25 protein-coding genes and 1 tRNA gene are annotated in these 26586 nt (G+C 66.1%); 7 read left to right on the top strand and 19 right to left on the bottom strand.

Features of this window, described 5'->3' with window-relative positions; translation table 11 throughout:
- Positions 1 to 68: 68 nt before the first annotated feature.
- The 4 genes from O6Y00_RS07450 to O6Y00_RS07435 all read left to right on the top strand — a co-directional run bounded on the left by O6Y00_RS07450 (position 69) and on the right by O6Y00_RS07435 (position 3906).
- Positions 69 to 2078: a lytic transglycosylase domain-containing protein gene (locus O6Y00_RS07450; RefSeq protein ID WP_353441972.1), complete on the top strand. Its 2010-nt coding sequence runs from the start codon at positions 69 to 71 to the stop codon at positions 2076 to 2078.
- A gap of 89 nt (positions 2079 to 2167) precedes the next feature.
- Entirely contained in the window at positions 2168 to 2644 is a 477-nt protein-coding gene (greB, locus tag O6Y00_RS07445) for a transcription elongation factor GreB (protein ID WP_093399306.1), read from the top strand.
- Positions 2645 to 2750: 106 nt separating this feature from the next.
- Complete coding sequence (locus O6Y00_RS07440) at positions 2751 to 3131, top strand: DoxX family protein (protein WP_353441971.1); 381 nt, start codon at positions 2751 to 2753, stop codon at positions 3129 to 3131.
- Positions 3132 to 3141: 10 nt separating this feature from the next.
- Entirely contained in the window at positions 3142 to 3906 is a 765-nt protein-coding gene (locus tag O6Y00_RS07435; RefSeq protein WP_056050921.1) for an NYN domain-containing protein, read from the top strand.
- A 163-nt stretch (positions 3907 to 4069) separates the two neighbouring features.
- On the opposite strand, the gene O6Y00_RS07430 is transcribed toward O6Y00_RS07435, so the two are convergent.
- From O6Y00_RS07430 to O6Y00_RS07405, 6 genes are all read right to left on the bottom strand, one after another.
- Positions 4070 to 5581 (bottom strand): MATE family efflux transporter, encoded by a 1512-nt coding sequence (locus O6Y00_RS07430; protein WP_435368597.1) that lies wholly within the window; start codon positions 5579 to 5581, stop codon positions 4070 to 4072.
- Between the two features lie 474 nt (positions 5582 to 6055).
- Complete coding sequence (locus O6Y00_RS07425; protein WP_353441970.1) at positions 6056 to 9001, bottom strand: valine--tRNA ligase; 2946 nt, start codon at positions 8999 to 9001, stop codon at positions 6056 to 6058.
- 136 nt (positions 9002 to 9137) lie between these two features.
- Positions 9138 to 9716, bottom strand: coding sequence for a DUF2497 domain-containing protein (locus tag O6Y00_RS07420; RefSeq protein ID WP_353441969.1), 579 nt, complete (start codon positions 9714 to 9716; stop codon positions 9138 to 9140).
- Between the two features lie 8 nt (positions 9717 to 9724).
- Positions 9725 to 11257 (bottom strand): TolC family outer membrane protein, encoded by a 1533-nt coding sequence (locus O6Y00_RS07415; RefSeq protein ID WP_435368596.1) that lies wholly within the window; start codon positions 11255 to 11257, stop codon positions 9725 to 9727.
- Positions 11258 to 11262: 5 nt separating this feature from the next.
- On the bottom strand, positions 11263 to 11892 hold the full coding sequence (locus tag O6Y00_RS07410; RefSeq protein WP_353442247.1) for a protein-L-isoaspartate O-methyltransferase family protein: 630 nt from the start codon (positions 11890 to 11892) through the stop codon (positions 11263 to 11265).
- Between the two features lie 333 nt (positions 11893 to 12225).
- The gene (locus O6Y00_RS07405; RefSeq protein ID WP_353441968.1) at positions 12226 to 13344 is read right to left on the bottom strand and encodes a helix-turn-helix domain-containing protein; all 1119 of its coding nucleotides are present in this window, start codon (positions 13342 to 13344) and stop codon (positions 12226 to 12228) included.
- 72 nt (positions 13345 to 13416) lie between these two features.
- Here O6Y00_RS07405 and O6Y00_RS07400 point away from each other — a divergent pair, with 72 nt between their 5' ends.
- Together O6Y00_RS07400 and O6Y00_RS07395 are read left to right on the top strand one after the other, a co-directional pair.
- Positions 13417 to 13548, top strand: a complete 132-nt coding sequence (locus O6Y00_RS07400; RefSeq protein WP_353441967.1) for a hypothetical protein — start codon at positions 13417 to 13419, stop codon at positions 13546 to 13548.
- 45 nt (positions 13549 to 13593) lie between these two features.
- Positions 13594 to 13667: transfer RNA gene (locus O6Y00_RS07395), tRNA-Cys, on the top strand.
- Between the two features lie 122 nt (positions 13668 to 13789).
- Here O6Y00_RS07395 and O6Y00_RS07390 read toward each other — a convergent pair.
- The 12 genes from O6Y00_RS07390 to O6Y00_RS07335 all read right to left on the bottom strand — a co-directional run bounded on the left by O6Y00_RS07390 (position 13790) and on the right by O6Y00_RS07335 (position 24245).
- On the bottom strand, positions 13790 to 14080 hold the full coding sequence (locus tag O6Y00_RS07390; RefSeq protein ID WP_353441966.1) for a hypothetical protein: 291 nt from the start codon (positions 14078 to 14080) through the stop codon (positions 13790 to 13792).
- 50 nt (positions 14081 to 14130) lie between these two features.
- Positions 14131 to 14553, bottom strand: a complete 423-nt coding sequence (locus O6Y00_RS07385; protein ID WP_353441965.1) for a hypothetical protein — start codon at positions 14551 to 14553, stop codon at positions 14131 to 14133.
- A gap of 351 nt (positions 14554 to 14904) precedes the next feature.
- Complete coding sequence (locus tag O6Y00_RS07380) at positions 14905 to 15090, bottom strand: hypothetical protein (RefSeq protein ID WP_353441964.1); 186 nt, start codon at positions 15088 to 15090, stop codon at positions 14905 to 14907.
- A 451-nt stretch (positions 15091 to 15541) separates the two neighbouring features.
- Positions 15542 to 17218 carry a GMC family oxidoreductase gene (locus O6Y00_RS07375; RefSeq protein ID WP_353441962.1) on the bottom strand — a complete coding sequence of 559 codons (1677 nt, stop codon included), beginning with the start codon at positions 17216 to 17218 and terminating at the stop codon, positions 15542 to 15544.
- Between the two features lie 21 nt (positions 17219 to 17239).
- Positions 17240 to 18079 carry a sugar phosphate isomerase/epimerase family protein gene (locus O6Y00_RS07370; protein ID WP_353441961.1) on the bottom strand — a complete coding sequence of 280 codons (840 nt, stop codon included), beginning with the start codon at positions 18077 to 18079 and terminating at the stop codon, positions 17240 to 17242.
- Positions 18076 to 18657 carry a gluconate 2-dehydrogenase subunit 3 family protein gene (locus O6Y00_RS07365; RefSeq protein WP_353441960.1) on the bottom strand — a complete coding sequence of 194 codons (582 nt, stop codon included), beginning with the start codon at positions 18655 to 18657 and terminating at the stop codon, positions 18076 to 18078. The genes O6Y00_RS07370 and O6Y00_RS07365 overlap by 4 nt, the downstream gene beginning before the upstream one ends.
- A complete protein-coding gene (locus tag O6Y00_RS07360) occupies positions 18654 to 19460 on the bottom strand; it encodes a 3-keto-disaccharide hydrolase (protein ID WP_435368604.1) in 807 nt (268 codons plus the stop codon). Before O6Y00_RS07360 ends, O6Y00_RS07365 begins: the two co-directional genes overlap by 4 nt.
- A 26-nt stretch (positions 19461 to 19486) precedes the next feature.
- Positions 19487 to 20401 carry a hydroxypyruvate isomerase family protein gene (locus O6Y00_RS07355; RefSeq protein WP_353441958.1) on the bottom strand — a complete coding sequence of 305 codons (915 nt, stop codon included), beginning with the start codon at positions 20399 to 20401 and terminating at the stop codon, positions 19487 to 19489.
- 13 nt (positions 20402 to 20414) lie between these two features.
- On the bottom strand, positions 20415 to 20795 hold the full coding sequence (locus O6Y00_RS07350) for a c-type cytochrome (protein ID WP_353441957.1): 381 nt from the start codon (positions 20793 to 20795) through the stop codon (positions 20415 to 20417).
- A complete protein-coding gene (locus O6Y00_RS07345; protein ID WP_353442246.1) occupies positions 20792 to 21916 on the bottom strand; it encodes a Gfo/Idh/MocA family protein in 1125 nt (374 codons plus the stop codon). Before O6Y00_RS07345 ends, O6Y00_RS07350 begins: the two co-directional genes overlap by 4 nt.
- A gap of 17 nt (positions 21917 to 21933) precedes the next feature.
- Positions 21934 to 22998 carry a sugar phosphate isomerase/epimerase family protein gene (locus O6Y00_RS07340; RefSeq protein WP_353441956.1) on the bottom strand — a complete coding sequence of 355 codons (1065 nt, stop codon included), beginning with the start codon at positions 22996 to 22998 and terminating at the stop codon, positions 21934 to 21936.
- On the bottom strand, positions 22995 to 24245 hold the full coding sequence (locus O6Y00_RS07335; RefSeq protein WP_353441955.1) for an MFS transporter: 1251 nt from the start codon (positions 24243 to 24245) through the stop codon (positions 22995 to 22997). Before O6Y00_RS07335 ends, O6Y00_RS07340 begins: the two co-directional genes overlap by 4 nt.
- Before the next feature lie 126 nt (positions 24246 to 24371).
- Here O6Y00_RS07335 and O6Y00_RS07330 point away from each other — a divergent pair, with 126 nt between their 5' ends.
- Complete coding sequence (locus O6Y00_RS07330) at positions 24372 to 25373, top strand: LacI family DNA-binding transcriptional regulator (RefSeq protein WP_353441954.1); 1002 nt, start codon at positions 24372 to 24374, stop codon at positions 25371 to 25373.
- 35 nt (positions 25374 to 25408) lie between these two features.
- On the opposite strand, the gene O6Y00_RS07325 is transcribed toward O6Y00_RS07330, so the two are convergent.
- On the bottom strand, positions 25409 to 26575 hold the full coding sequence (locus O6Y00_RS07325; protein WP_353441953.1) for a Gfo/Idh/MocA family protein: 1167 nt from the start codon (positions 26573 to 26575) through the stop codon (positions 25409 to 25411).
- Between the last annotated feature and the right edge of the window lie 11 nt (positions 26576 to 26586).

Here is a 26586-nt window from a genome sequence, read left to right as displayed (position 1 = left end):
CGCCGGATGTCTTGCAAAATCCGGATTTCGTTCAGGACAGATACGGGTTCGGGGCGTATGCTGTCCACATGGTAGCATCGATGTTTAAAACGAGCCTTCTCCTTGCAGTCGTGGCGGGGACGGCTGTGTCGTCCGGCGTGCTGGGCCAGGGCGGCGAGCAGACGCTGGATCGCTACAGCACGCAATTGGCCAATATGGGCCCCAATGCGCAGCCAATGGCAACCGACGGCGCGATCGCCTCGACCATCGCGCAGTGGCGCGCGTTGCAGCAGACCGATGCGCTGCCGTTCGACAGCTATGCGGGCTTCCTGATGGCGCATCCGGGCTGGCCTAACGAGACGGCCAACCGGCGTGCGGCGGAGCGCAAGGCGGCGACCGGGTCGCCGACGAGCGTCATCGCGTTTTTCCGTCGTTATCCACCGCAGTCCGCGTCGGGCGGAGTGGCGTATGCGCGGGCTTTGCAGGCGACGGGCGCGCGGGATCAGGCGTATGCAGCGGTGCGGACGGCGTGGCGGAGCAGCGGCCTGACGCCGACCGACGAGGCGATGGTGGTGTCGGGCTTTCCGGGCGCGCTGACGCCGGACGATCAGGATGCCCGGATGGATGCGCTGTTGTGGGCGGGCCAGACCGGCGCGGCGCAGCGGCAACTGGTGTGGACGAGCGCGGCACGGCGGCCGATCTTCGAGGCGCGGCTGGCGTTCCGGACGAATGCACCGAACGCTTCGGACATCTCGGCCTCGACGCAGACCTTGTATGCGAACGACGCGGGCTATGTCGCGGACCGGGCGCAATGGTTGCGCAATTCGGGCGCCAGCCCTTCCGCGCGGGCGTGGCTGGCGCGGCCTCGGTCGTTGGTGACGCGGCCGGGGAATGCCGCCGAGTGGTACGAAGTGCTCGTCACCAATGCGAACGGCGCGGCGAACGACGGGCAGTATCAGGTCGCTTACGACATCGCGCGGCAGATCGACGATGCGTATCCGTATGGCGCGGACATCGCAGCGAAATCCTATGCCGAGCGCGACGAATATACCAACCTCGCCTGGCTCGGTGGACGGGTGGCGATGAAGCAGCTCGGGCGGCCGGCGGACGCGATGACGCTGTTCGATCGGTACGCGCGGGGATCGCGCTCGCCGCAGGTGCGGTCGAAGGGGTATTACTGGGCGGGGCGTGCGGCGGAGGCGGCTGGCTTGGCGCCTCAGGCGGCTGCGTTCTACGGACAGGCGGCCGGGTACCGCGATCAATATTACGGGCAGCTCGCCAACGAGCGGACCGGGCGCGCGCTGGTCGCGCCGCCGTCGGTTGCGTCGATCATCGTCGATCCGGCGACGCGCGCGGCGTTCGATCGGCGCGAGACGGTGCGTGCAGTGAAATTCCTCGGGCAGATCGGCGACTGGCAGGACCAGACCGCGTTCGTCCGCCAGATCGCGGCGGATGCGACGACCGATACCGATCACCTGCTCGCCGCCGAACTGTCGAAGAGCATCAACCGGCCGGACCTGGGCGTGATGGTCGGGCGGAGTGCGCTGGCGAACGGGCTCAGCGATTATTCCGCGGTGGGCTTCCCGATGGTGTCAGTGCCGGCGGGATATGAGGACAACTGGACGATCATCCACGCGATCTCGCGGCAGGAGAGCCAGTTCGATCGCGCCGCGGTATCGCATGCCGGCGCTCGTGGCTTGATGCAGTTGATGCCGGCGACCGCGCGCGAGCAGTCCGGGAAGATCGGGCTGGCCTACAACCAGGCGGCGCTGACCACCGATCCGAACATGTCGATCATGCTTGGCTCAAGCTATTTCCAGCGCGTGTATGCCAATTACGGCAGTTATCCGCTGGCGGTGGCGGCGTATAATGCCGGCGGCGGCAACGTGAACAAATGGCTCCGCGCGAACGGCGATCCGCGGACCGGGGCTGTGGACATGGTCGATTGGGTCGAGGCGATCCCGTACCAGGAGACGCGCAACTACGTGCAGCGCGTGCTGGAGAATGCAGTGGTGTACGACCTGCTGAACCCCGCGCGGGCGAAGAGCCGGGGGGCGGCGCGGTTGTCGTGGTATCTGGGGAAGAACCGGCCGGGTTGAGGTTCGCTACCTTATAAGATTGTTCTCCCGCGAAGGCGGGAGCCCAGACTGGGCTCCCGCCTTCGCGGGAGAACATGGTAGGCAAGCGCATGGATCGCCCCAACTACATCACTCCCGCCGGCTACACGATTCTTCGCGAGGAATATGAGCATTTGCTCGCTGGCGAACGGCCGAAGCTGGTCGAAGTTATCTCCTGGGCCGCAGGTAACGGCGACCGGTCCGAGAACGGCGACTATATCTACGGCCGCAAGCGCCTGCGCGAGATCGACCGGCGGCTCGGCTGGCTGTCGAAGCGGATGAAGGCGGCCAAGGTCGTCGACCCCGCCGCGCAGGAAGACCGCTCGCGCGTCTGGTTCGGCGCCTGCGTGACGGTCGCGGACGAGGATGACGTCGAGCGGGTCCTGACCTTGGTAGGCGACGACGAGACCGACGCGAGCAACGGGCGGATCGGCTGGAACTCGCCGTTCGCGCGCGCCTTGCGCGGCGCTGCGATCGGCGACGTCCGGCGCGTGGACCTGCCCGCGGGCGAGCGCGAATATGAGGTGATGGCGATCGCCTACCCCTGACGTCGCGAGCCCCTTCCGCTCGAACGATCCGTTTCGATTTACGCGAATTGACCTCAGCCCGCCTCCGTGTGACGTTTCGCCAACGCAACGACACCAAGGAATCCGCATGCCGATACCCGCCACTTGGTCCGCCCGCCTGCTCAGCGTTATGCGCATCGTCGTCGCGCTGGTATTCTTCAGCCACGGCATCTCGAAACTCTTCGGCCTGCCGCCGTTTCCGATGCCGATGAACCCGCTGCTGACGGTCGCCGGCGTGCTCGAAGTCGTTGGCGGCGGTCTGCTGATCGTCGGCCTGTTCACGCGGCCGGTCGCGTTCGTGCTGTCGGGCATGTCCGCAGTCGCGTATTTCATGGCGCACATGCCGAAGGGTCCCTTCCCGATCGCCAATGGCGGCGAGGCGGCGGTGCTCTACTGCTTCGTGTTCCTGTACCTCGCCGCAGCCGGTGGCGGCGCGTGGAGCGTGGACGCGGCGCGCGTGCGGGGCTAACCTTGCGCGCATGATCGATACCACAACGCGCAACGTCGCCCTTCTGATCGACGCGGACAATGCGTCCGCGGCGACCCTCGACCCGGTGCTGACCGTCCTTGCCGAGCTCGGCACGGTCAACGTCCGACGGGTCTATGGCAACTGGTCGAAACCCGCGCTGAAGGCGTGGAGCGACATGTCGATCAAGCACGGCATCGAGCCGCAGCAGCAGTTCGACCTGACCAAGGGCAAGAACGCGACCGACATGAAGATGACGATCGACGCGATGGACCTGCTGTTCCGCGGGCGCATCGACGGGTTTGGCATCATGTCGTCGGACAGCGATTTCATGCCGCTCGCGACGCGCATCCGTCAGGACGGCATCCCGGTGTATGGCTTTGGGACGAGCCGCACGCCGGAGGGGTTCCGTCAGGCCTGCACGCGGTTCATCGACGTCGGCGCGTTGAACGAGACGTCGCAGGCTATGCCCGCGCCAGTGCCTGCTCCGGTGGCTGGCGAGAAGCCCGCTACGCCGGCGCCGGTCGCTCGGCCGAAGACCGCGCAGCCGATCGACGAGCAGGTGATCAAGCTGCTGATCGACGCCTATAATGCGGTGAAGCGCGACGAGAAGGGCTATGCGAGCGTCGCCGAACTGGGGCAGCTTGCGGGGAACCGGTCGAGCTTCGATGCGCGGAATTACGGGTTCAACCGGTTGTCGGACCTGATCGAGACGATCCCGAACTTCCAGCATGAGCGCCGCGAAGGTGGGCGCTCGTTCGTCAAGCGGCTGCGGTAGGCCCTTCAAGCCTGACTTAAGGGTGCACCACCCCGGCGGAGGCCGGGGCCCAGTTGGGCAACGCTGCTAACCGAGCTCCGCTATTCGTTGCTGCAACCTTTCCAACTGGGCCCCGGCCTGCGCCGGGGAGGTCGCTTTTCTATGGAAACCGCGGGCTCGAGCCTCACCCCGTCGGCTGCAACCGCCCGCCCGGCTCGCTCATGCCGTGCGCCTGTTCCTCACCCTCGTCGGGCACCACCAGCGCACCTTTCCGCCAATTCCCGTAGCGATAGTACCACGCCGCGATCGCCAGCGTCGTCAGCGATCCTAGCGGAAAACTCCACCACAGCGAATCCGCGCCGAGCCACGGCTTCGCCAGCAGCGCAAAGCCGATCCGCACCGGATACAGCGCGACGATCAGCGCGATCAACGGCGCGATCACCGCGCCGTTCGCGCGGACGGTCGAGAACAGCACCATCGTCATGCCGAACAGGATGAAATTCCAGCTCGCGATCAACTGGATATGCCGCGCGATCGGCAGCGCGGGGCTGGCTGCGCCGATGAACAGCGTCATCACCGATCGGTCGAACAGGATGACCACCCCGACCATCGCCCCGGTCAGCGCGACGTTGAAGAGCAGGCCGTACTTCGTGATGTCGCCGACGCGGTCCCAGCGTCCCGCGCCGATATTCTGTGCCGCCATCGAACTGACCGCCGCACCGATCGCCAGCGCGGGCATCTGGATATAGGTCCACAGTTGCTGCGAGACCGCATAGGCCGCCGCGGTATCGACGCCGAGCCGGTTGACGAGCCCGACCATCGCGAGGCCGGCGGTGGACATGACGAGCATCTGCGCGCCCATCGGCAGGCCTTTCCGCACGATCGTGCCGGTCAGTGCGCGCTCGGGGATCAGGTAGCGGAGTTCGTTGCCGCGTAGCCGCAATGGCAGGTCGCGCTTGTAGATATAGATGATCAGCCCAAGCAACGAGACGTGGCTCGCGACCAACGTTGCCATCGCCGAGCCGGCGATCCCCATCTGCGGGAACGGTCCGATGCCGGCGATCAACAGCGGGTTGAGCCCGCTGTCGAGGATCGCGCTGAGCAGCATGAACCAGAGCGGCGTCATCGAATCGCCGGTCCCGCGCAACCCCATCATCAGCAGCACCATCATCATCGACGCGGGCAGCCCGAGAAAGATCACGCGCAGATAGGCGAGCGCGAGCGGCATCGCGTCGCCGGGGGTGGCGAGCAGGTGCAGGATCTCTGGCGCGAACACCCAGCCGAGCGCGGCGATCACGATCGCGCCGCCGAGGACCAGACCGACCGCCGAGCCGAACGCCCGGCGCGCGCCTTCGAGGTCGTGGCGACCGAAGCTCTGGCCGACCAGGATCGTCGCCGCCATGCCGAACCCGAACACCGCGCCGAAAGTGAGGAACATGATGATGTTGGCGTTCGACGTCGCGGCGAGAGCGCCCTCGCCGAGATAGCGCCCGACCCAGATCGCGTTGATCGAGCCGTTGAGCGACTGGAGGATGTTCGAGCCGAGTGTTGGGAGGGCGAACGCTAGGAGCGTGCGGCCTATGTGGCCGGTGGTAAGATCGCGCTGGCCGGGTTTGCCGCGGGGGCGATCGGGCTTTCCGCTGGAGGGGTCGCGGGGAACGGCGGTGGCTTCGACGTCGGATGGAAGGTCGCTCACACAGTCTCTCCGTCAGGCCGAACTCGGTCAGGCATCCACCGGCGGACGGTCAGGCGCGCTGTCATAATCGACTGCCTAGCCGGGGTGTGAACTCCGGAACAAGCCGGTAGGTCCCGTAAGCCGAACGAAGCGCGCTATGTTTCCCCGCGAAGGCGGGGACCCAGTCTGGGCTCCCGCCTTCGCGGGAGAACAAGATGGCAGGGACATACCCCACGCAGTAGAGCCGCCCCTCCCGAACCGTCACCCCCAGCGAAAGCTGGGGTATCCCGGTTGTTGGTCGGCCGGTGTGGTTACTCACCGGGATACCCCAGCTTTCGCTGGGGTGACGGGTTTGGTTTGTGTGAGACGGCGGTGCGGCACACATTCCCCTCCCGCTTGCGGGAGGGGTCAGGGGAGGGCTCGACGTACGTACTGGCGTCCGGTTTTGAGGCACGCCCCTCCCCCAACCCCTCCCGCATGCGGGAGGGGAGCAGGTTAGCCCAGCCGGCCCAGCGCCGCCTGCAACCGAGCAGCTTCGGCAGCCTTGTCGGCATGATCCGCCTTCGCCTTCTCCACCGCTTCGGGCTTGGCGCGTTCGACGAAGCTCGCATTGCCCAAGCGCCCCGACAGCGCGTCGCGCTCCTTCTCCGCCGCCGCGATCGCCTTGGTCAGGCGGGCGCGTTCGGAGTCGAGGTCGATGACGCCTTCGAGCGGCAGAACGAACGTTGCTTCGTCGACCACGACCTGCGCCGCGCCGCCGGTGGCTTCGCCGTCGGCGTGCGTGACGCGAGCGAGACGCGCGAGCGCAGGCGCCTGGCGTTCCAACCGCGCCAAGGTCGTCGCGTTCGCATCACGGACGTGGAGTGGCAGGCGCGCGCCCGGCGGGACGTTCAGTTCGTTGCGCGCTGTGCGGATCTCCTGAACCAGGCGGATCAGCCAGTCGACTTCCTTGCTCGCCTCGGGATCGAGTGAGCGCGCGTCCGCCATCGGCCACTGCGCGACGATCAGGTCGTGATCGCGCGGGTGGGCGGGGTCGGCCATCGCGTGCCACAGTTCCTCGGTGATGAACGGCATGAACGGGTGGAGCAGGACCAGAATCTGGTCGAGCACCCAGCCGGCGACCGCCTTCGATTCGTCATCGATGACACCGCGCTCGTCGCCGACCATCTGCGGCTTGATGAGTTCGAGATACCAGTCGCAGAAGCGGCTCCACGCGAACTGGTAGATCGCGTTGGCGGCGCCGTCGAAGCGGTAGTCGGCGAGCGCGAGATCGACCGTCTGCACGGTCGCGATCGTCTCGGCGATGATCCACTTGTTGACGGCGAGGTCCGCGCGCGGCGCCTCCAGCGTCGTGCTGGCCACGATGCCGTTGGCCTGCGCGAACCGCGCCGCGTTCCACAGCTTGGTGGCGAAGTTGCGATAGCCCTCGACGCGCTTCTGATCCATCTTGATGTCGCGGCCCTGGCTCTCCATCGCCGCCATGAAGAAGCGCAGCGCGTCGGCGCCGTACTGGTCGATCAGCCCGAGCGGGTTGACGACGTTGCCCTTCGACTTCGACATCTTCGCGCCGTCCGCCGCGCGGACGAGGCCGTGGAGGTAGAGCGTGCGGAACGGCACGTCCTTCATGAAGTGCAGCCCCTGCATCATCATCCGCGCGTTCCAGAAGAACAGGATGTCGAAGCCGGAAATGAGCACGTCGTTCGGGTAGCGGCCGTTAAGTTGGCCGTGGCGGTGTGCCCCCTCCCCGTTCGTGCTGAGCGAAGTCGAAGCACCGGTCGCGGGGGCAGCGCTTGTGGCTTGCCCTTCGACTTCGCTCAGGGCGAACGGGGGTTGGGTGCCGTCCCAGCCGAGCGTAGCGAAGGGCCAGAGCGCGGACGAGAACCAGGTGTCGAGGACGTCGCTATCCTGCGACAAAACAATATTATTCTCGGTTTGATCTGAAAGCAGATCATCACTGAATATGATTTTTCTATCAGTGCCGTAGAATTCCCGCGCTTGCTGCAAAATTTCAGCTTGGTCGACACCCACGAACGCGTGCGGATTGTCGTAACCTACCTTGTAGGCATCGTGCGTTGTACCAGTCGACACGACCGGCCGTTGAGCCAGCGCTCCTAACTCGTTTTTGCTTGGTCCAAACCAAGCCGGAATCCGATGCCCCCACCACAATTGCCGCGACACACACCAAGGCTGGATGTTCTCCATCCAGTTGAAGAACGTCTTCTCCCACGTCTTCGGGACGATATCGATCGCGCCGGTCCGCACCGCTTCGATCGCCGGCTGCGCGAGCGTCTTCGCGTCGACATACCATTGGTCGGTCAGCCATGGCTCGATCACCACCCCCGAGCGGTCGCCATAGGGCGTCTGGATCGTGCGCGGCTCGGCGTCATGCTCTTCGCCGTCCTTGTCGACATGCGCGATCAGGAAGCCTTCGTCCTTGAGACGCGCGACCACGGTCTTCCGCGCCTCAGCGGTCGTCAACCCGAGCAGCTCGGCCGGGATCAGCCCGTCCGAAACCTGCACGACGCGCGCCTTGGCATCGAGCATGTTGAGCATCGACCCGGCGGCCATCCCTGCCCGCTTGCCGACCTCGAAATCGTTGAAGTCGTGCCCTGGCGTGATCTTCACCGCGCCCGAGCCGAGCTCAGGATCGGCATGGTCGTCGGCGATGATCGGGATCAGACGTCCGGTGATCGGCAGCTTCACCTGCTTGCCGATCAGATGCGTGTAGCGCTCGTCCGAGGCATTCACCGCAACCGCCATATCGGCGAGCATCGTCTCGGGCCGCGTGGTCGCGACCTCGATGAACCCCGATCCATCCGCGAGCGGATAGCGCAAATGCCAGAAGCTGCCCTTGATCTCGCGCGTCTCGACCTCGAGGTCGCTGATCGCGGTGCCGAGGCCCGGATCCCAGTTCACCAGGCGCTTGTCGCGGTAGAGGAGCCCCTGCTTGTGCAGGTCGACGAACACCTTCAGGACGGCCTTCGAGAAGCCCTCGTCCATCGTGAAGCGCTCGTTCGCCCAGTCCATCGAGCAGCCTAGCCGGCGGAGCTGCTGCGTGATCTCGCCCCCGCTCTCCTGCTTCCAGTCCCAAACCTTGGCGACGAACTCCTCGCGCGAGAAATCGTTGCGCTTCTGCGGCGGGCTTAGCGCGCCCATCTGCCGCTCGACCACCATCTGCGTCGCGATGCCAGCGTGATCGGTGCCGACCACCCACAGCGCATCCTTGCCCTTCAGACGGGCGTGGCGCGTGAGGATGTCCTGCAGCGTGTTGTCGAGCGCGTGGCCGATGTGCAGCGAGCCCGTCACGTTGGGCGGCGGGTTGACGATCGTCCAGGGCTCGGCGTTCGGACGGTCGGGGCGGAACTGGCCGCTCGCCTCCCAATGCGCATACCAGCGCGATTCGATGGAGGCCGGGTCGAAGGTTTTGGGAAGCTCGCTCATGCGCCGAGCCTTAGCGAGCGTGTCGGGGCTAGGCCAGCCTTTGGCGCGCGTGAGGTTTCGTGGAATGTGCGTAACGGAGCGCCAACCGGCCTACCCACCCCCAGCCCCTCCCTTCCAGGGGGGGGAGCAGGTTGCGTTAGGGCTGCTGGTTCATGATCTTGGCGATCTCGCGCGAGACCATGTCCTCGACCATGTTGGGAAGGTTCGCATCGACCCACTCGCGCAGGATCGGGCGGAGCATCTCGCGGACCAGCCCTTCGAGCGTGCCGTCATTGCCCGTCTCGGGTTTCAACATCATCCGCGTCAACGCTTCGAGCGGCGCGCGCGTTGCAGCCGCGGTCTGGCGCGAGACGATCGGCTCTGCGGCGGGCTCCGCAGACGGCTGCGGCTTGGCGGCGGGCTGCCGGGGTTCGGGCGCCGCGTCGATCGAAGACAGGACCGGGGATTTTGGCGTGCGCGGGGTACGGTCGGCCATCGGCATGGGATCGCTCAGTTCGAGAATTTCGTCGTCATCCGACTCGTCGTCGAGATACGCAGGATCGGTATCGACGCCATGACGATCGACCGGGGCCTGCATCGTCCGCGACGGGCGACGTGGCCGTCCGGGCGTGTCGCCTTCCTCGGCGATGATGCGTTTGATCGACGAGAGGATTTCCTCCATCGACGGCTCGCCGTTCACGTCCCCCATCCGGACCATCCCAAACCCCGTAGCCACGCGCGCCCCTATTGGCGGCTCGGCGCGTCCTTACCTGTGGTTAGAGCGGGGTTCCTGTCAACCGGCGTATCGAGCAACGGATCGGCTTGCGGCGCGACGGTCGCATCCTGCGCCGGCGATTGCGCGGTGCGGGTCGCGACCGGTACGGGCTCGCCGTCGCCGCCAAAGTCCCAGATCTTGTGATGCACGCGGTTGTAGTTCGCGACCGGATCGTAGAGCACGCCGCCGTCGAGCCCCAGATCGCGCGCCTCGGCCTGGCCCATCGCCGCAAGCAGCGCGAAACCCGCGACATAGGCATCGCGGCGCGCGGTGACGAGCGTCACCTGGCTGTTGAGCAATTCCTGCTCGGCGTTGAGGATGTCGAGGATGGTGCGCGTGCCGACGCTGTTCTCGGCACGGACGCCCTCGAGGCTCAGCTTGTTCGCGTTGACCGCGGTTTCGGACGACTGGATCACCTGTTCCGACGAGCGCCAGACGGCATAGGCGGAGCGTGCCTGCGCGATCACGTTGCGTTCGGTGGCGGTGACGTTCTCGATCGCGCGGCTCTGAAAAGCCTCGGCCTGGCGAACCTGCGCGGCAGGGCGCCCGCCCTGGAACAGCGGCAACGTCAGCGAGAGCCCGGCCTGCACCGTCTTGTTCACGTTGGGGAACGAAAGAGCGCTGCCGTCGGCATTCGACGCGGAACCGAGATAGTTGGTGTAGCTGGCGCCGCCAACCGCGCTGATCTGCGGCAGGCGGCTCGCGCGGGCGACGCCGACATCGTAGCGGGTCGCGTCACGCTCCTTGGCAGCGGCGATCAGCACTGGATTGTTGTCGATCGCGACGGTCACCGCCGATGCGGGGCTGTCGGGCAGATGCGGCAATGTCGGTGGCGTATCGAGCGTACCCGCGGGCGTGCCGACGAACCGAATATAGTTTTCACGGCTCGAAATCAGCTGTGCCTGCGCGGACTGGAGCTGCGCGCGGGCCAGCGCGAGCCGCGCTTCGGACTGGGCGACATCGGTGCGGGTCAGGTCGCCGACCTGGAACCGGTCGCGACTGGCCTGGAGATTGACGTCGAGAACGCGGACGTTCTGCGTGTTCAGCCCGACGATCGCCTCGTCGCGGATCACATCCATATAGGCCGCGACGACGTTGGTGAAGAGATCCGCCTCGGTACCGCGCAACGTCGCACGGCCGGCCTCGACACGGGTCTTGGCAGCCGCGACCGAATTGCGGACTTGGCCGCCCTGATAGAGCGGCACGGACACGTTGGCGCGCGCCACTGCCTGCCGCGGCAAGGCGGTAAAGCTATTCGCCGCGGTCACCACGAACTCGGTGTAATCGCCGGTCGCGTTGACCGATGGCAGCCCGGCAGCCCGCGCGATCGGCACGTTCTCGTCGGTGGCGCGCAACGTCGCACGCTGGCCGGTGAGCGTCGGGTTGGTGTTGTACGCCTTGGCCAGCGCCTCGCGCAGCGTTTCGGCACTCGCTGGTGCAGCGATGTAAATCAGCGCAACACCCACGAGCAGGCGGCGGAAGTGGGCGGTGCGCGACATCATGGGGCTCAGAACCTGAAGGGTTTGGGGGTTTCGAAACCCGGCAGGACGACGCATTCGACATCGACGAACGCCACCAGCGCGAACCCGCCCTCTGTCTTGCGCCCAGATGCCAGCCGGGTGAGGCCATGTTCGGCGATACCGGCGGCCACGCGGCCATCGGGGCGGACCTGCGCGATCAGCGCTTCGGGTACCGATTCAACCGCTCCGTCGATGATCAGCACGTCATAGGGCGCGCCGGCCGCATGGCCCGCCTGCAACGGCGCATCGACGATCTCGACGTTGCGGGTGCCCGCCAGCGCGCTGCGCGCCTTGGCCAGCAGGGCCGGGTCGCTTTCGACCGCAACGACCGAGCCGACGATGCCGGCCAGCACCGCCGCGGTGTATCCGGTCGCGCTGCCGATCAGCAGCACGCGGTCGGTCTCGGTGAGATACGCCTCGGTCAGCAGGCGACCGGTCGCCATCGGCAGGTTCGCGTACCGGCCGCCGCCAAGCGGGATCGTCGCATCGCGGTAGGCAAGGTCGCGAACATCCGCGGGCAGGAAGTCTTCGCGCGGCACCCGCGCCATCGCTGCGACGACGCGCTGGTCGTTGACCGCGTTCGTGCGCAACTGGCTCGCGACCATCGCATGGCGCATGGTGGCGAATGCGGATGCTGATCCGTCCACAAAGTCGCGATCGGCATCGCGGTGCGTGGCATCAAGCGTGGCGGTATCGAGATTCATCATCGTCATGGCCCATATAATCGCACAACTGTTTTAGTCGCGCAATACACTTGTTTGCATCGACCTCGCGCGCGCTGATATCGCGCGACCGCGCCGACGCCAAGCGCGGGTTGATCGGAATTCGCCGCCATCTGCGCCGCAATCTAGATGGGAAAGACGCCCCGCCCGCCCGTGTGACACCGAAATGCCGCGGGCGGGACGTCGAGGGTGCACGCGGAATCGCCGGCAACGCCTCTGATACCGGCCCTAGCAAGAAATCGGCGAACCGTCGCCCGAAATGACCCGGCGCTGTGCCTTGACCAGATTCGGGGCGAGGTTCGGGGCGAGGTTCGGGGCCAGATTAGACGCCGGAGTCGGCAGCGGTGCGTCCTCCGCGTCGAGCACCGGGGCGGGCGTATCACCGTCGCGCGCCGGCGCCGTTTCGATGTCGTGGAGGACCTGCGTCGGCGATCCCAGCACGGCATCGCGTGCGCGCAGGCTCGCGTCGAGAAACGGTTTGGCCAGTGCCATGAAGCGGCGCGGCGTCATGCCCAGGAACGTCCCCGAATCGCGCAGGAAATGCGACGCGTCGAAATAGCTGTCGTCGATCGAGGCGTAATCGCTTTGCTCTCCAGCCGCCATCAACCGCAGGAACGACCGCAGGAACCGCGCGCGCATCAGCAGCATCTTGGGCGGAAATCCGAAATGCCGGACCGACAGTCGTCGCAGCCCGTGCGTCGGCATATCGAGGCGGCGTGCCGCATAGCCGATGTCGGTCGGTCCGTCGGTCGCCAGAATGGCCATCAGCTGCCGGATCCGCGGCGCATCGGCATGGGGCGGACCAAGCCGCTCGAGCAGCAGCGCGTCGAGGATCGGCGCGATCGCCGCGTCGTGCTCGGCCGCTTGCAACGCCGACACGAGCCGGCGCGTGAAACTTTGGCCCATCACGTCCTCGAGCGGCACGATCCGGTTGCGGAAGTCACCGGCGGAGCGCCGGAACAGACGCGTCCAGCCGAGCGCGCTGATCCCGAACCCGATCATCACGCCACCCCGCGTCGTCGCTCTGAGCGCGTGGCTGGTCGGGCCGAATAGCGCCGCGACCGGCAGCGGATCATAAGTGCGACGGCCGATCGACACCGCGATCGGCCCGGCATCGATCGCGATCCGGACGTTGGCGGTGGCCGGCAGGAACCAGTCGACTTGACCCGCGCCGTCCGCGCCCGCCGCCCCCGGCCCTTCCGACCGATAGACGTGATAGCCGGTGATATAATCGGCCAGTGCCGCCGCCGGGCGATCGTAGCGGATCGCCATGCCCTCGGGCATCGCGAACACCGCCTCGTCCACCCCCGCCGTGTTCGTCCCGCCTGCAACCCCGTCCGTTTTCAACCGCCCGCCCCCAAGCCGCCATCGCGTATCCCTCGTGCCTTAGGCAAAGAACCGACGGCGCGCGAGTCTTGCATGACCGGCCGTCGCGCCGTCGCGCTGCACGCCGCCGACTTGGCCGACCCGACCGACCCGGCCGACCCGACCGACGGCGTCTCGAACCGCATGGCCGGTGATTATTCGGCCATCTGTACCAATCCCGGTTGACCCCGCCCGAAAAACGAAGCATTTGCGCCGCCTTCACGCAATCGGGGCCCGATGGCGGAGTGGTGACGTAGAGGACTGCAAATCCTCGCACCCGGGTTCGATTCCCGGTCGGGCCTCCAGTTGCTGACCAAACCCTGTGTACTGCAGTCACCTGGGCACCGACCGGCCGCGTCCGTGTACTCTAGAGGCTTCGCCCCTTGGAATGTCCGAGTTTGAGAGGAAAGCGGACGGTCCTAAACGGCTAATTCGCTTCCCGCGTTGGCTTCGAGAATTGATGCTCATTGAAGATTTCGACGGTCGCCCATTCCGGCCCTTCATTCCAAACCGAGACCCAGGCTTCAGGATGAATGTCGATGGAGTGCGGATGTCCATCTTCAAGGATCACAACGGCTTCGCCTCGGACAGGAACCTCGTATTGATCGCAAACTGGCTCAATGAAGATTGTAAGCCGCGTCGACAAATAGTTGCGGATTGGCAGTCGCATTGATTGGCCCCATTCGCTGGATGGCATACCGTGCCGCACGACGGCCATGTCCGCAAATGGGCGATAGCGGAATGTCCGAGTTGGAAGGATAGCCGACGTCAGTCGCTGACCGGCTGAACCTCGGCATGCGCAATCCCGACGCGCCTCAGGAGAGCGAGCGCCCGCTCGGAAACTACCAGTCGCAAGTCGCCCGCCATGCCGAAGTCGTCGACCTCGGGCTTACCTGCGACGACCATCCACCAAAAGCGTGGCAGCGCCTTGTCATCGCAAAGGTCCGTGAACAGGTCGGATCGGGTCACCTCGACATCAGTGAAGCTCGCACCAGAAAGGAGAGCATCGTCAATCTGTTGGCGAGCGGCGTCGGTGACGATGAAGCAGGGTGTCGTTTCGAGAAGAGCGTCGCCTAGCCAGCCGTCAAACTGATAGTTTAGCCGTGTCACGACCAGCCTACCGTCCTCACGGTGAAGCTCGGAGTGCGGGCCTATGCCGCCTGCGACCTCCGGTTCAAGATAGAAGAACATCGAACCTCCCCCGCAGCATCTACTGAATTTCCGCGGTGACTGCTATTGCGCGATTGCGGCAATGAATAGCGTTCGAAACCGGTTCGACACCATACGCGGGATGCGCGTGGATCTCCGCAGTGTTATGACACGGCTACCACTGTGACGTGTTCCGATATAGACCTTGGCCATGGCCCGGTCTGCTGGCTACCCCCGCGCGATCCATACGCGTTTTCGACTCCGCCATTTGCGCTGAGTAACTGCCGGCCGCCGCACCGCAGACAGTCCGCGCTTTCGAAAACTGCGCAGAGGCCATCCGCGGCGATCGGGCACCCGCCTGCACCATGCGAACAAACGCCGTCGTCGGCCAGCCTAGGAGAAAGCGTGCCACGCGCGGATGGCGGCGCGCACGATGCCCCAGCACAGGAACGGCACCATCGGCCAGATCGGCATCGTCGGACGCTTCGCGATCAGCTTGATCGCCAAGGCCACGCATCCGCCGATCGCGGTCCAGAACAGAATCGGCATCACGACGACGCGGAAGATCAATTGCTCCATCCGCCCCTCATACCGTGCCCGAGAGCCGACCGCCCCGATAATCCGCACATGTCCATTAATCCGCAAATGTCCATGCCGGCGCCCAGGTGGCGAACAGCGCGGCCGAGCGCCAGCAGCCGATGCCCATCTCGCCTAGCCAGGATGGCACAGTCCAGTCGTCATCGGTCCGGACCGCAGCGACGCGCCGTATCTGCGTCTTCGACCCTCCATCGAGCGCATCAAAACAGCCAGTAATAAAACCCGACGCATGCGCCCGCGATCAGGAGCCAAATCCAGTGCCGGCCCTTTTCGGGATCGGCGTTTGGGCCGGGGTCGGGTACGCGATCGTTCCATTCGCTCGACATGACTTGTCCTCCCCCCCGCCTTGGCCTCCGCCCTGCCGCAACTGCGAGGAGCCATGAACCCGATACCCGAGCCATCCGGCACCTCGCAGCGACTTCACGAATATCGGCTAGGCTTTCTTCAGCTGCTTGACCGCATGATCCGCAGCCCTGGCGGTCAGCGCCATGAAGGTGAGCGACGGATTCACGCACGAGATCGACGCCATCTGCGCGCCATCGGTGACGTACAGGTTGGACGCGGCATGCGCCTGGCTCCAGGCGTTCAGGACCGAACTGCGCGGATCGCGACCCATGCGAGCGCCGCCCATCTCGTGGATCGCATCGCCGGGGACGTGTTCCTTTTCGGAGCTTGTCACGTTGGTGAGGCCGGCACCCTTCAGCATCGCCTCGCCCTGCGTCCGAGCATCCGCCATCATCCGCAACTCGTTCTCGCGGAAGCGGACGTCGAACCGCACGAGCGGCACGCCGTAGCGATCGACCTTGCTGGCGTGGAGCGAGATGCGGTTATCCGCATAGGGCAGGCATTCGCCGAACGCGCCCATGCTGAACCGCCACGGGGCGTATTTGCGCATGCCGTGCTTCATCGATGCGCCGAACCCGACGGGCGCGGCGGGGTTGCGGTAGGCGCTGCCCTGATAGCCATAGCCGCGCTTGAAGCCGACACCGTCGTCGCCGCCGATGTTGCGGAACCGCGGGACATACACCCCGCCCGGACGACGGCCGAACTCGATGAACTCCTCCATGCCGGCGATGTCGCCCTCGATCCCGACGCGGAAGATGTGATCCATCACGTAGCGCCCGAGCGTACCGCTGTCGTCGAAGTGGCTCCGCTCGCTGCCGGGTGCGCGCGAGTTCATCAGGATCTGCGTCGACGCGATCGCCGAGGCGCACAGGAAGATCAGATCGGCCTCGACCCGCTCCGCCTGCCCGGTCTTCGCATCGATGTAGCGCACCGCCGTCACGCGCTTGCCGGACGCGTCGTAGTCGAGGCTGGTGACGACGGCATCCGATTGCAGCGTCAGCCGGCCGGTTGCGCGCGCCGCCGGCAACGTCACCGCCTGGGTCGAGAAATAGGCGCCGAACGAGCAGCCATTGCCGCACTGGTTGCGGAACTGGCACTTCGTGCGGTTCTGATCCGGCTTGTCCTCGGTCATGTTCGACAGCCGCGTGTTGATCAGCTTGCGGCCGGGGAACTTGGCCTCGAGGCTCTGCTTGAGCCATTTCTCCGCCACGTTCATCGGCATCGGCGGCTGGAATTCGCTGTCGGGCAGATAGGGCAGGTTCTCGCGCGAGCCCGACACGCCGATATATTTCTCGACATAGCTGTACCACGGCGCGACGTCGTCATAGCGGATCGGCCAGTCGCCATCGATGCCGTCGCGCTTGTTTGCCTCGAAATCGGCGGGGCTCCAGCGGAAGCACCAGCGGCCCCAGATCAGCGACTTGCCGCCAACCGCGCCCGGCCGGATCCAGTAGAACTTGCTGCCCTCGTCATAGGCGTAAGGGTTCAGCCGGTCGTCGTTGTGGAACTCGCGGTTGCTGGGCTGGACATAGCCATGCTTGCCGATGAAGTAGTCGCTTTCCATCAACGCCTTGGGCATGATGTTGCGCGCCGGCACCTCGTAGGCGGGCTTGCCGTCATAGGTGTAGCCCTCGCCGTGCTCGACCATCTTGCCACGGTCCAGCATCAGGACGCGAAGGCCCTTTTCGGTGAGTTCCTTCGCGGCGAAGCCTCCGCTTACGCCCGATCCGATGACGATCGCGTCGAACCTGTTGGTCGCAGCCATGATTGTTTCTCCCTGTCGAACTCAGAAACGCAGCGCGCGCAACGTCCGGAAGCTGGTGGTGATGTCGGGCAGATACGGCGCGGGCGCCTCGTCGTTCTCGACGTAGAAATGCTGCACGCCGGCGCTGCCCTTCGCCTTGAAGAGCGCGGCGAAGTCGATCGTGCCCTGCCCGACCGCGGTCATGCTGCGATCCGCGCGCATATCCTTGACGTGATAGGCATAAAGCCGCTGCGACAGCCGATCGATCAGCGTCTTGGGATCCTCGCCGGCATGCGCGGCCCAGTAGAGGTCGAGCTCGAGCTTCACCAGCGCAGGATCGGTTTCCTTCAACAGCCGGTCGTACAGGCTGACACCACCCGGCTTGGTGGTGAATTCGAAATCATGGTTGTGATAGGCAAAGCCCAGCCCTACTTTTTTCAGGTCCGCAGCGATGCGGTTGAAATTGGGTAGCGCCGCCTGCCACGCCTGTTCGGTGCGATGCTCGGCGGTCATGTAGGGCAGCACGACCGTCGTCGCGCCAAGCGTCTTGGCCATCGTCACAGACTGGTCGAACCGCTGGAGCAGTGCCTCGTAGCTGATGTGCGCCGAGGGCGCCTTGAGGCCGAGCCGGTCCATCGTCTTGCGCAGCATCGCATGGTCCATGCCGTCATAGCCGCCACCGCCGAACTCGACCTCGCGGTAGCCGATCCGGGCGACCGACTCGAGCGTGCCGACCGGGTTCTTCTGGAAGAGCTCGCGGACCGTGTAGAGTTGCAGGCCGATCGCCTTCAGCTGCGCGGCCGAGGCTGGCGCCCCTCCCACGACCGCAAGCGCGGCGACGGCCCCCGTGCCGACAAGCAGGTTTCTGCGGGTGAGGATCATGCGGAATACACCTTGTTGACCTGAGAATAGGGGAATTGACCGTTATATTCGCCCGGCACCGGCAGGTATTCGCGCTCCTGCGTCATGCCGATTTCGGACGTGTAGTAGCCGGTGACGACGAGCTGCCGGAACGCCTCGAAGAAGACGCCGCCAGAGGGGATCTGGTCGTTCATCGCGAGCGTGAGCAGTGCGTCGTGCTGCGCCGCGGTCGCCTTTGCGCCTGCGACCTTATAGTCCTTGAGACTGCGCGCCTCGATCGCGTCGAGTCCTGCGAGGATCGGCACACGATCGGCGGGCGCGGCCCAGTCGGCCAGCAGTTTCTCGATATAGGCCGGGACCCCCGCAGCGATCGCGCCCGGCGTATCGGTAGTAGGCAGGACGCGTTCGCTGAGCGCGGTCATCAACGCGCGCTGCGGGGCTGTGAAGACCGCGACGCTCGGTGGCCCCTCGCTGATGACCGGGATGCCGGCCGCGGCACCTGCTGTTGCCGCGACGCCGGCCGCGCGGGCGATCGGCGCATACAAGGCCGTGCCGAACATCGCGACGACACCGGCCAGTGCTGTTCTGCGGTCGATCATTTACCGTCCTTTCCAAGATCCTGCGCGATCGCCGCCTCTGTGAGCGGACGGACCCAGATGTTGCGGAACGACACCGGCGAATCGTGATCCTGGAGCTGGATCGGCGCGGCATCGGCGTGCGCGGTGTAACTGGCGACCTTGCGCCAGATCGTCGTGCCGAGCATCGCCTGATGGTTCTGGACGAGCACGCCGTTCAGCAACGCGGTGACATAGGCCGGGCGGAGCAGGCTGCCGTCGGCCGCGAAGCGCGGGCGTTCGAACACGATGTCGTAGGTCTGCCATTCGCCGGGGCGCCGCGCGGCGTTCACCAGCGGTGGCTTCCAGCCATAGACCGCGCCGACGGTGCCATCGGCATAGGTCGGGTTCTGGTAGCCGTCGAGAATCTGCAGTTCGTAGCGCTGCATGAACCAGATGCCGCTGTTGCCGCGATCCTGCGAGGTCTTGGTCGGCGGGTTGGGCGAGCGGAATTCGAGATGCATCTGCACGTCGCCGAAGCTCTGCTTCGAGACGAGATTGTTCTCGCCACCGCTCTTCGCACGCGAGGGGATCGTCAGGACGCCCTTGTCGATCGGCCACGCGATACGATCGGGCTTCCAGGCATCGAGCGAGCGTCCGTCGAACAGCACGACCGCGTCGGCGGGCGGACCGCCGGCGGTGGCAGCGGGCGCAACGACCACCGACGCGGGTCGGTCGGAATCATGAACGTGCCATTTCCCGCCGGGCAGCATCGGCGTGTCCTTGAAGCCGGGCTTCTCCTGCGCCGCGACCGGCACGCTCATCGCCGCTACGACGACGCCAGCCATCACAAATTTTTTCATGCTTACCCCTCTCATGCCGCGTCGATCGCGCGATAGGCGGCGATCAGGCGGTCCTCGCCTGCGCGTCCGGTGACCGAATTGCCGTGTTCCATCCCGATCACGCCGGTGTAGCGTTGCGCCTTCAGCCATTTCACGATCGAGCTGTAGTTGATCTCGCCGGTCGACGGCTCGTTGCGGCCCGGATTGTCGCCGAACTGGATATAGCCGATCTCGCTCCAGCAGGTTGCCAGCGTGGGGATCAGGTTCCCCGACTGGATCTGCTCGTGATACAGGTCGGCAAGGACTTTCACCGCCGGGCTGTTGGCCCCGCGCGCAACCGCATAGCCCTGCGAGATCGTCTGCATGTACACGCCGGGATGGTTGGTCCGCGTGTTGAGCGGCTCCATCACCATCGCCGCACCCGATGGCGCGACGATATCGCCGGCGCGGCGCATCGCGTCGATCACGCGCGCGGTCTGAATATCGACCGGGACCTTGGGGTCCATGAACCCGGTGACCACGGTCATCCGCTTTGCATTCAGCCGCTTGGCCACGTCGACCGAGGCGCGGATGTCGGCGAGGAACGCCTCGCGCTCGGCGCCGTCGTTCGCGCCAAGCAACGGCCGCGACTTTGCCCATTTGGGCATGCTGGCGACGAACACGCCCATCGTCATGCCGCGCTGCGCGAGCGCCTTGGCCATGCTCTCCTGCTGCGCGACCGGGCGGGCGGCGGCCTCGTTATCCTCCCAGGCGGTGAAACCCTGGTCGGCCGCGTAGGCGATCTGCTCGAGCAGACCGCCGCGGCTGGGAAAACTGCCCTCATGCGGCGCATAGGCGAGCGAGAAACGCGCCGCGTTCGTGCCTGATCGGCGCTGACCGACGGCCAGCGCCGGCACCAGCGAAGCGGCGGCCCCCGCAGCCAGCAGCGTTCGGCGCGAAAGCGTCATGCGCGGCACGCCCTCACTTCGCACCCTCTGCTTTGAGGTACGCGATGATCGCGGCGCGCTTGGCCGCATCCGGCGTGGAGATCGGCATCCGCGTACCCGGCACCTTCTTCGACGGCGCGGCGAGATACTCGTCGAGCGTCTTGTCGTCCCAGCGCAGCTTCGACGCCTTCAACGCGGACGAATAGTTGAAACCGGGCGCCGCGGCGGCGGCGCGTCCGGTCACCCCGTACAGGTTCGGGCCGACCCCGTTCCGGCCGCCCTTGGTGACGGTATGGCAGGCCTTGCACGCGCCGAACGCTGGCGGCGGCGCGGTCTGTGCGGTGATCGGCGCGCAGATTACGGCCAGCGCTACTGCGGAGATGCTACCCATGCCGAGGCACATGAAACGCTTCATTTCTTCTCTCCCGAATCGATCATTGTCCATTTCCGGTCCGACGCAGCGTTGGCGATGACCGCCTCGATGAACCGCATCGTCCGCAGTCCATCGGTCACACCCGGATACCAGCGTTCGTCACCATCCCCGCGGGCTGCCGAGGCGAACGCGCGGTAGAGGTTGGCGAACGCCTCGATATATCCCTCAGGATGACCCGCCGGTGTACGCACCAGGATGGCGGTGGCGTCGAGCATGCCGGGGCCACCTGTCCGCACGATCTCGGCCGGTCGGTCGAGCCAGCGCAGCGTCAGCGTGTTCGGCTCCATCTGCGCCCATTCCAGCCCGCCACGCTCGCCGTAAATCCGCAGCTTGAGCCCGTTCTCCTCGCCCGCCGCGACCTGGCTCGCCTTGAGCACGCCGCGCGCACCATTCTCGAACCGCAGCAGCGCGCTGACGTCGTCGTCGAGCCGGCGGCCCGCGACGTGCGTCGTGAGATCGGCCGACACCGCGTCGACGCGCAAGCCCGACACATGCTCGGCAAGCTGGAAGGCGTGCGTGCCGATATCGCCAAGGCATCCGCCAAGCCCGGCGCGCGCGGGATCGGTGCGCCACTCGGCCTGCTTGTTGCCGTCCGTGTCGATCGGCAGGCTCAGCCAGCCCTGCAGATATTCGACCTGCACCAACCGGATCGCCCCCAGGTCGCCGCGCGCGATCCGAGCCCGCGCCTCTTCGATCAGCGGGTAGCCGCTGTAGGTGAACGCCAGCGCGAACTGCCGACCGCTGGCCTTGGCGGCGGCGGCGATAGCCTCCGCCTCGACGACGCTCATCGCCATCGGCTTTTCGCAGAACACGTGGAAGCCGGCGTCGAGCGCGGCGATCGCCATCGGGGCGTGCAGGTAGTTTGGGGTAACGACTGCCAGCGCGTCGATCCGTTCGTCCGCGGGCAACGTGCGTTCGTGCGCGATCATCGCGTCGAGCGACGGATAGACGCGCTGCGCATCCAGTCCGAGCAGATCCCCGGTCCGCGTGTTGCGCCCGGCATCGGTGCTGAACGCGCCCGCGACCAGATCCCAGTCGCCGTCGAGCGCCGCCGCCATGCGGTGGACAGCGCCGATAAACGCCCCCTCCCCGCCACCGGCCATGCCCAGACGAAGCCGACTCACGCCTGCTCCTCCGACAGTCCGAGCAGGTTGCGGATCGCAGCCCTGTCGATGCCGCTGGCGGCGAAATCGTCGAACGGGCGCTCGGTCAGCCGGATCATGTGATCGCGGATGAACGGCGCACCTTCACGCGCCCCGTCGTCCGATCGCTTGAGCGCGCACTCCCATTCGAGCACTGCCCAGCCGTCATAGCCATATTGCGCGAGTCTGCTGAAGATGCCGGAGAAATCGACCTGCCCATCGCCGAGCGAGCGAAAGCGCCCTGCCCGGTCGACCCAGTTCTCATACCCGCCATACACGCCGGTTCGCCCGGTCGGATTGAACTCGGCATCCTTGACGTGGAAGCACGAGATCCGCTCGTGATAGCGGTCGATGAAGTCGAGATAGTCGAGCTGCTGCAACACGAAATGCGACGGATCGAACAGCAGGCGCGCACGCGGATGGTTGTCGACCGCGGCAAGAAAGCGTTCCCACGTCGCGCCGTCATGGAGATCCTCGCCCGGATGCACCTCGAACGCGCAATCGACACCCGCCTCTTCGAACACGTCGAGGATCGGCGTCCAGCGGCGCGCGAGTTCGGCAAACGCCTCCTCGATCAACCCGGCGGGGCGTTGCGGCCAGGGATACACGTACGGCCATGCCAGCGCGCCCGAGAAGGTCGCATGCGCAGACAGCCCGAGATTGGCGCTGGCCCTCGCCGCGAGCTTGACCTGCTCGACCGCCCAGAGCTGGCGCTCGGCGGGCTTGCCGTGAACCTCAGGCGGCGCGAAGCCGTCGAACAGCGTGTCGTACGCCGGGTGCACCGCGACGAGCTGGCCTTGCAGATGCGTCGACAGTTCGGTGACTTCGATGCCGTGCTCGGCGAGCGTCCCGCGAAGGTCGTCGCAATAGGTCTTGCTCTCCGCGGCGAGCTTCAGGTCGATCAACTGCGCGTTGCACGGGATCTGGACGCCGACATAGCCGAGGCCAGCCGCCCATTCCGCCAGCCCGTCGAGCGTATCGAACGGGGCCTCGTCACCGAGGAACTGCGCGAGGAATATCCCGGGGCCCTTCATGCCGGTCATGCTGCGATCTTCCTGGTGTCGTCGCGAAACGTGAACTGGAACAGCAGCGCGATCACCGCGGCGGCGATCGCGGGATACCACCACATATGCTGCCAGTCGGCGATGGTCGGCGCAGCGGGCAGCTGCGCATACAGCAACGCACCGATCTGCGAGCCGAGCAGCATCCCGACGCCGTAGGTGAACAGCGTCAGCATGCCCTGCGCCTGCGCGTTGACGCCCTTCGGCGTGGCGATCGTACCGGTATAGATCGCGCCCGCGACGAAGAAGAAATCGTAGCACACGCCGTGCAGCGCGACGCCGAGATAGACTGCCCAGATCGACGAACCGCCGTCGCCGATCGCGAACAAGGCGTAGCGCAACGCCCATGCCGCCATGCCGACCAGCAGCAGCGGCTTCACGCCGAACCGACGGTACAGCCACGGCATCGAGAACATGAAGACGAGTTCGGACATCTGCCCGATCGCCAGCGTGCCGCCGACGTTGCTGATTCCGGTCGCGCCGACATAGGGCGAGGCATAGGCATAATACATGGCGAGCGGGATCGAGATCAGCGTCGCGCAAGTCATGAAGATCAGGAACGAGCGCTGCTTGAGCAACCCGAACGCCTCGACGCAGAACACCTGGCGGAGCACGCTCTCGTCGCGCGGCGCATCCGCCGTCACGTTCGGCAGCGTAAAGCTGTAGAGGCCCAGCGCGATCGACACGACCGCAGCGACGCGGAAGATCTCGGGGCTCGCCGACAACCCTGCCCAGCCGATGATCAACCCTGCCGTGATCCAGCCGAGCGTGCCGAACGCGCGGACGAACGGGAATTTGTCGGTGCGCTCGCCAAAGCTCTTCAGCGCGATCGTGTTCGCAAGGCCGACCGTCGGCATGTAGAGGATCATGTAGCACAGCAGCAGCCAGACGAAGGTCCCGCCCTTCTCCGGTGTCACCAGCGACGGCAGCACGAACAACAGCACGCCGCCGATCAGGTGCAGGATCACCATCAGCATCCGCGGAGCGACGTAGCGCGCCGCCGCCATGCCGAGCAGGAACGAGCCGACGATCGATGCGATCGGTCCGACCGAGAACGCGTTGCCGATGAGGTTGCCGATGCCGACCGTCTGCATGACGAGACCGAGAGTCACCGTCCAGGCGCCCCAGACGAAGAACTGCATGAACATCATCGCGCTAAGGCGACCCGTCAGCATGCCGCCCGCCGAGCCCGTCATTCCGGGGTTCGATCCATCGTCTGCAAGCGCCATCCGTCACCTCTCCGATCGCAGTTGCCCTGCGTGTCTTGATCCAAGGCTACGGAGCCCGCGCCGCGATGTAAAGGATTACATTCGATCGCTATCGACACCGCGGCCGACGCGATCCATGACGGTCCGATGCCGACGATCATCGAAGTCGCAGCGATGGCGGGCGTCTCTACCGCAACGGTATCGCGCGTGCTCAGCCGCCCCGAACAAGTCTCCGAAGAGACGCGACGACGCGTGCTCGAGATCGTCCACACCTCGGGCTACGCGCCCAACGTCGCCGCCCGGAGCCTGCGGACGCTGAGGGCCGCCAAGATCCTGCTGACCGTGCCCGACATCTCCAACGCGTTCTTCGCCAGCGTCATCCGCGGTGCCGAGGAAGCGGCGCGCGATGCCGGCTATTCGGTAGTGGTCGGCGACACGCGCCATGACCCGGCCGTCGAGGATCAATATGCGGACATGCTGTCGCGCCGCGAAGTGGACGGGCTGATCTTCCTCGGCCACCGCCTGCCCGCCCGTCTCGCGGCGCTGCTGGCGCGCAAGGGCGCCGCCGCGCCGATCGTCAATGGCTGCGAATACAGCCCCGAGATCGGTGTCCCCAGCGTCCATATCGACAATGCCGCGGCGAGCGCCGACGCGATCGAGCATCTGATCGCGCTCGGTCACCGCGCGATCGGTGTCATCACCGGCCCCGAGATCAGCCCGATCAGCCGCGATCGCCTCGCCGGGGCGATCGCCGCGGCGGAACGTCATGGCCTGGGCGATCGCCTGCTCGTGCGGATCGGCGACTACGCGGCCGAATCGGCGTTCGAACGCACCGCGGACCTGCTGACGCGGAACGTGACCGCGATCTTCTGCTTCAGCGACGAGATGGCGATGGGCGCGCTCAGCGCGATCGGCGACGCCGGCCTGTCCTGTCCGGGCGACATCTCGGTAATGGGCTTCGACGACCTGCCGCTGGCGCGCTATTTCCAGCCCGCGCTGACCACGATCGCCCAACCCAAGGGGTTGATCGGCCGCCGCGCGGTCGAACTGCTCGTCGATATCCTGCGCGGCGTCGAAAGCCCGTCGCAGCAGGTGACCTTGCAGCACGAACTCGTCGTACGGCGCAGCACCGCCCCCCCCGCCGAGTGACGTTCGACGAGGCCGCCGACCCCGTCGGACGGCCATCATTTCTGGGCCCTGAACTCCGTCGCGCGGGTCGCATGCGCTTCGGCGGTCAGCACCAGTTCGGCCGCGAGCAGCGCGCCGTCCTGGTCCTGCGCCACGGACGTGCGCTCGACGATATCGGTGATGAACTGCGGTCCGAACGGCAACGGCACCTTCGAGCAATCGAGGTAGCGCATGCCCTTGCGATCGGCGATGAACAGGTGGTTGCCGCCCGGCCGCCCGGCGATATCGACGTATTTGCGCAGTTCGATATAGCCCTCGGTGCCGAGGATGAAGAGGCGGCCGTCGCCCCAGGTCGACAGGCCGTCGGGCGTGAACCAGTCGACCCGGACATAGCCCGTGCCGCCGTCGCCCTGCAGCATCATGTCGCCGAAATCCTCGAACTTGGGATGCTGGGGATTGCCGAAATTCCCGGTTTGCGACGCCAGCACCTTCGCGCGCTTGCTGCCGGTCAGATAGACGAACTGGTCCGCCTGATGGCTGCCGACATCGGTGAGGATGCCGCCGTTGCGCGCCGGGTCCCAGAACCAGTCCGGACGGCTGGGAGCGGACAGGCGGTGCGGGGCCAGGTTGATCGTCTGGATCACGCGACCGATCGCGCCGTCATGCACCAGCTGCCCGGCCATGACCGCGGCGGGCACCTCCAGTCGCTCGGAATACATGATCGCGAACTTGCGACCGGTTTCCTTGATCGTACGACGCACCTCGGCGAGCTGCTGCAGCGTCGTCACCGCCGCCTTGTCGCTCAGATAGTCCTTGCCCGCGCGCATCACCCGGATGCCGAGCGGTGCACGGAGGGCAGGAATGGCGGCGCTGCACACCAGCTTGATCGCACGATTGTCGAGGATCTCGTCGACCGAGCGCGCGAGCGGCACGTCGCCGTAACGCTTGCGGAACATCGCGATCTGCTTGGGGTCGGTGGCGTAGAAGGTCGTCAGCACACCGCCACCGCGCACGACCGCGTCGGTGATGCCGAAGATGTGGTTGTGATCCATCCCGATCACCGCGAACGGGACGCGGTATTTCGCGTCCGGGGCGGCGCGTGCCGGCGCGCCCTCGGTCGGCGCATCGCCACGCGTGGCGGATTGCGCGAACGCATCGGCGGCGATGCCGGCGGCAAGGCCTGCGGACAGCCCGAGAAGTGCGCGTCTGTTGGTATCGGTCACGACTATTTCCC

The organism is Sphingomonas faeni, from assembly GCF_040407565.1.
Lineage (GTDB): Bacteria > Pseudomonadota > Alphaproteobacteria > Sphingomonadales > Sphingomonadaceae > Sphingomonas > Sphingomonas faeni_F.
Note: the sequence above shows the minus strand (reverse complement) of the source record. Positions and strands in the feature narration are given on the sequence as shown.

Coding starts and splice junctions, on each gene's coding strand:
- O6Y00_RS07450 (WP_353441972.1), top strand. CDS start 69: ATGGTAGCATCGATGTTTAAAACGAGCCTTCTCCTTGCAGTCGTGGCG.
- greB (WP_093399306.1), top strand. CDS start 2,168: ATGGATCGCCCCAACTACATCACTCCCGCCGGCTACACGATTCTTCGC.
- O6Y00_RS07440 (WP_353441971.1), top strand. CDS start 2,751: ATGCCGATACCCGCCACTTGGTCCGCCCGCCTGCTCAGCGTTATGCGC.
- O6Y00_RS07435 (WP_056050921.1), top strand. CDS start 3,142: ATGATCGATACCACAACGCGCAACGTCGCCCTTCTGATCGACGCGGAC.
- O6Y00_RS07425 (WP_353441970.1), bottom strand. CDS start 9,001: ATGAGCGAGCTTCCCAAAACCTTCGACCCGGCCTCCATCGAATCGCGC.
- O6Y00_RS07415 (WP_435368596.1), bottom strand. CDS start 11,257: ATGATGTCGCGCACCGCCCACTTCCGCCGCCTGCTCGTGGGTGTTGCG.
- O6Y00_RS07410 (WP_353442247.1), bottom strand. CDS start 11,892: ATGCGCCATGCGATGGTCGCGAGCCAGTTGCGCACGAACGCGGTCAAC.
- O6Y00_RS07400 (WP_353441967.1), top strand. CDS start 13,417: ATGACCGGCCGTCGCGCCGTCGCGCTGCACGCCGCCGACTTGGCCGAC.
- O6Y00_RS07390 (WP_353441966.1), bottom strand. CDS start 14,080: ATGGCCGTCGTGCGGCACGGTATGCCATCCAGCGAATGGGGCCAATCA.
- O6Y00_RS07385 (WP_353441965.1), bottom strand. CDS start 14,553: ATGTTCTTCTATCTTGAACCGGAGGTCGCAGGCGGCATAGGCCCGCAC.
- O6Y00_RS07380 (WP_353441964.1), bottom strand. CDS start 15,090: ATGGAGCAATTGATCTTCCGCGTCGTCGTGATGCCGATTCTGTTCTGG.
- O6Y00_RS07375 (WP_353441962.1), bottom strand. CDS start 17,218: ATGGCTGCGACCAACAGGTTCGACGCGATCGTCATCGGATCGGGCGTA.
- O6Y00_RS07370 (WP_353441961.1), bottom strand. CDS start 18,079: ATGATCCTCACCCGCAGAAACCTGCTTGTCGGCACGGGGGCCGTCGCC.
- O6Y00_RS07365 (WP_353441960.1), bottom strand. CDS start 18,657: ATGATCGACCGCAGAACAGCACTGGCCGGTGTCGTCGCGATGTTCGGC.
- O6Y00_RS07360 (WP_435368604.1), bottom strand. CDS start 19,460: ATGGCTGGCGTCGTCGTAGCGGCGATGAGCGTGCCGGTCGCGGCGCAG.
- O6Y00_RS07355 (WP_353441958.1), bottom strand. CDS start 20,401: ATGACGCTTTCGCGCCGAACGCTGCTGGCTGCGGGGGCCGCCGCTTCG.
- O6Y00_RS07350 (WP_353441957.1), bottom strand. CDS start 20,795: ATGAAGCGTTTCATGTGCCTCGGCATGGGTAGCATCTCCGCAGTAGCG.
- O6Y00_RS07345 (WP_353442246.1), bottom strand. CDS start 21,916: ATGGCCGGTGGCGGGGAGGGGGCGTTTATCGGCGCTGTCCACCGCATG.
- O6Y00_RS07340 (WP_353441956.1), bottom strand. CDS start 22,998: ATGACCGGCATGAAGGGCCCCGGGATATTCCTCGCGCAGTTCCTCGGT.
- O6Y00_RS07335 (WP_353441955.1), bottom strand. CDS start 24,245: ATGGCGCTTGCAGACGATGGATCGAACCCCGGAATGACGGGCTCGGCG.
- O6Y00_RS07330 (WP_353441954.1), top strand. CDS start 24,372: ATGCCGACGATCATCGAAGTCGCAGCGATGGCGGGCGTCTCTACCGCA.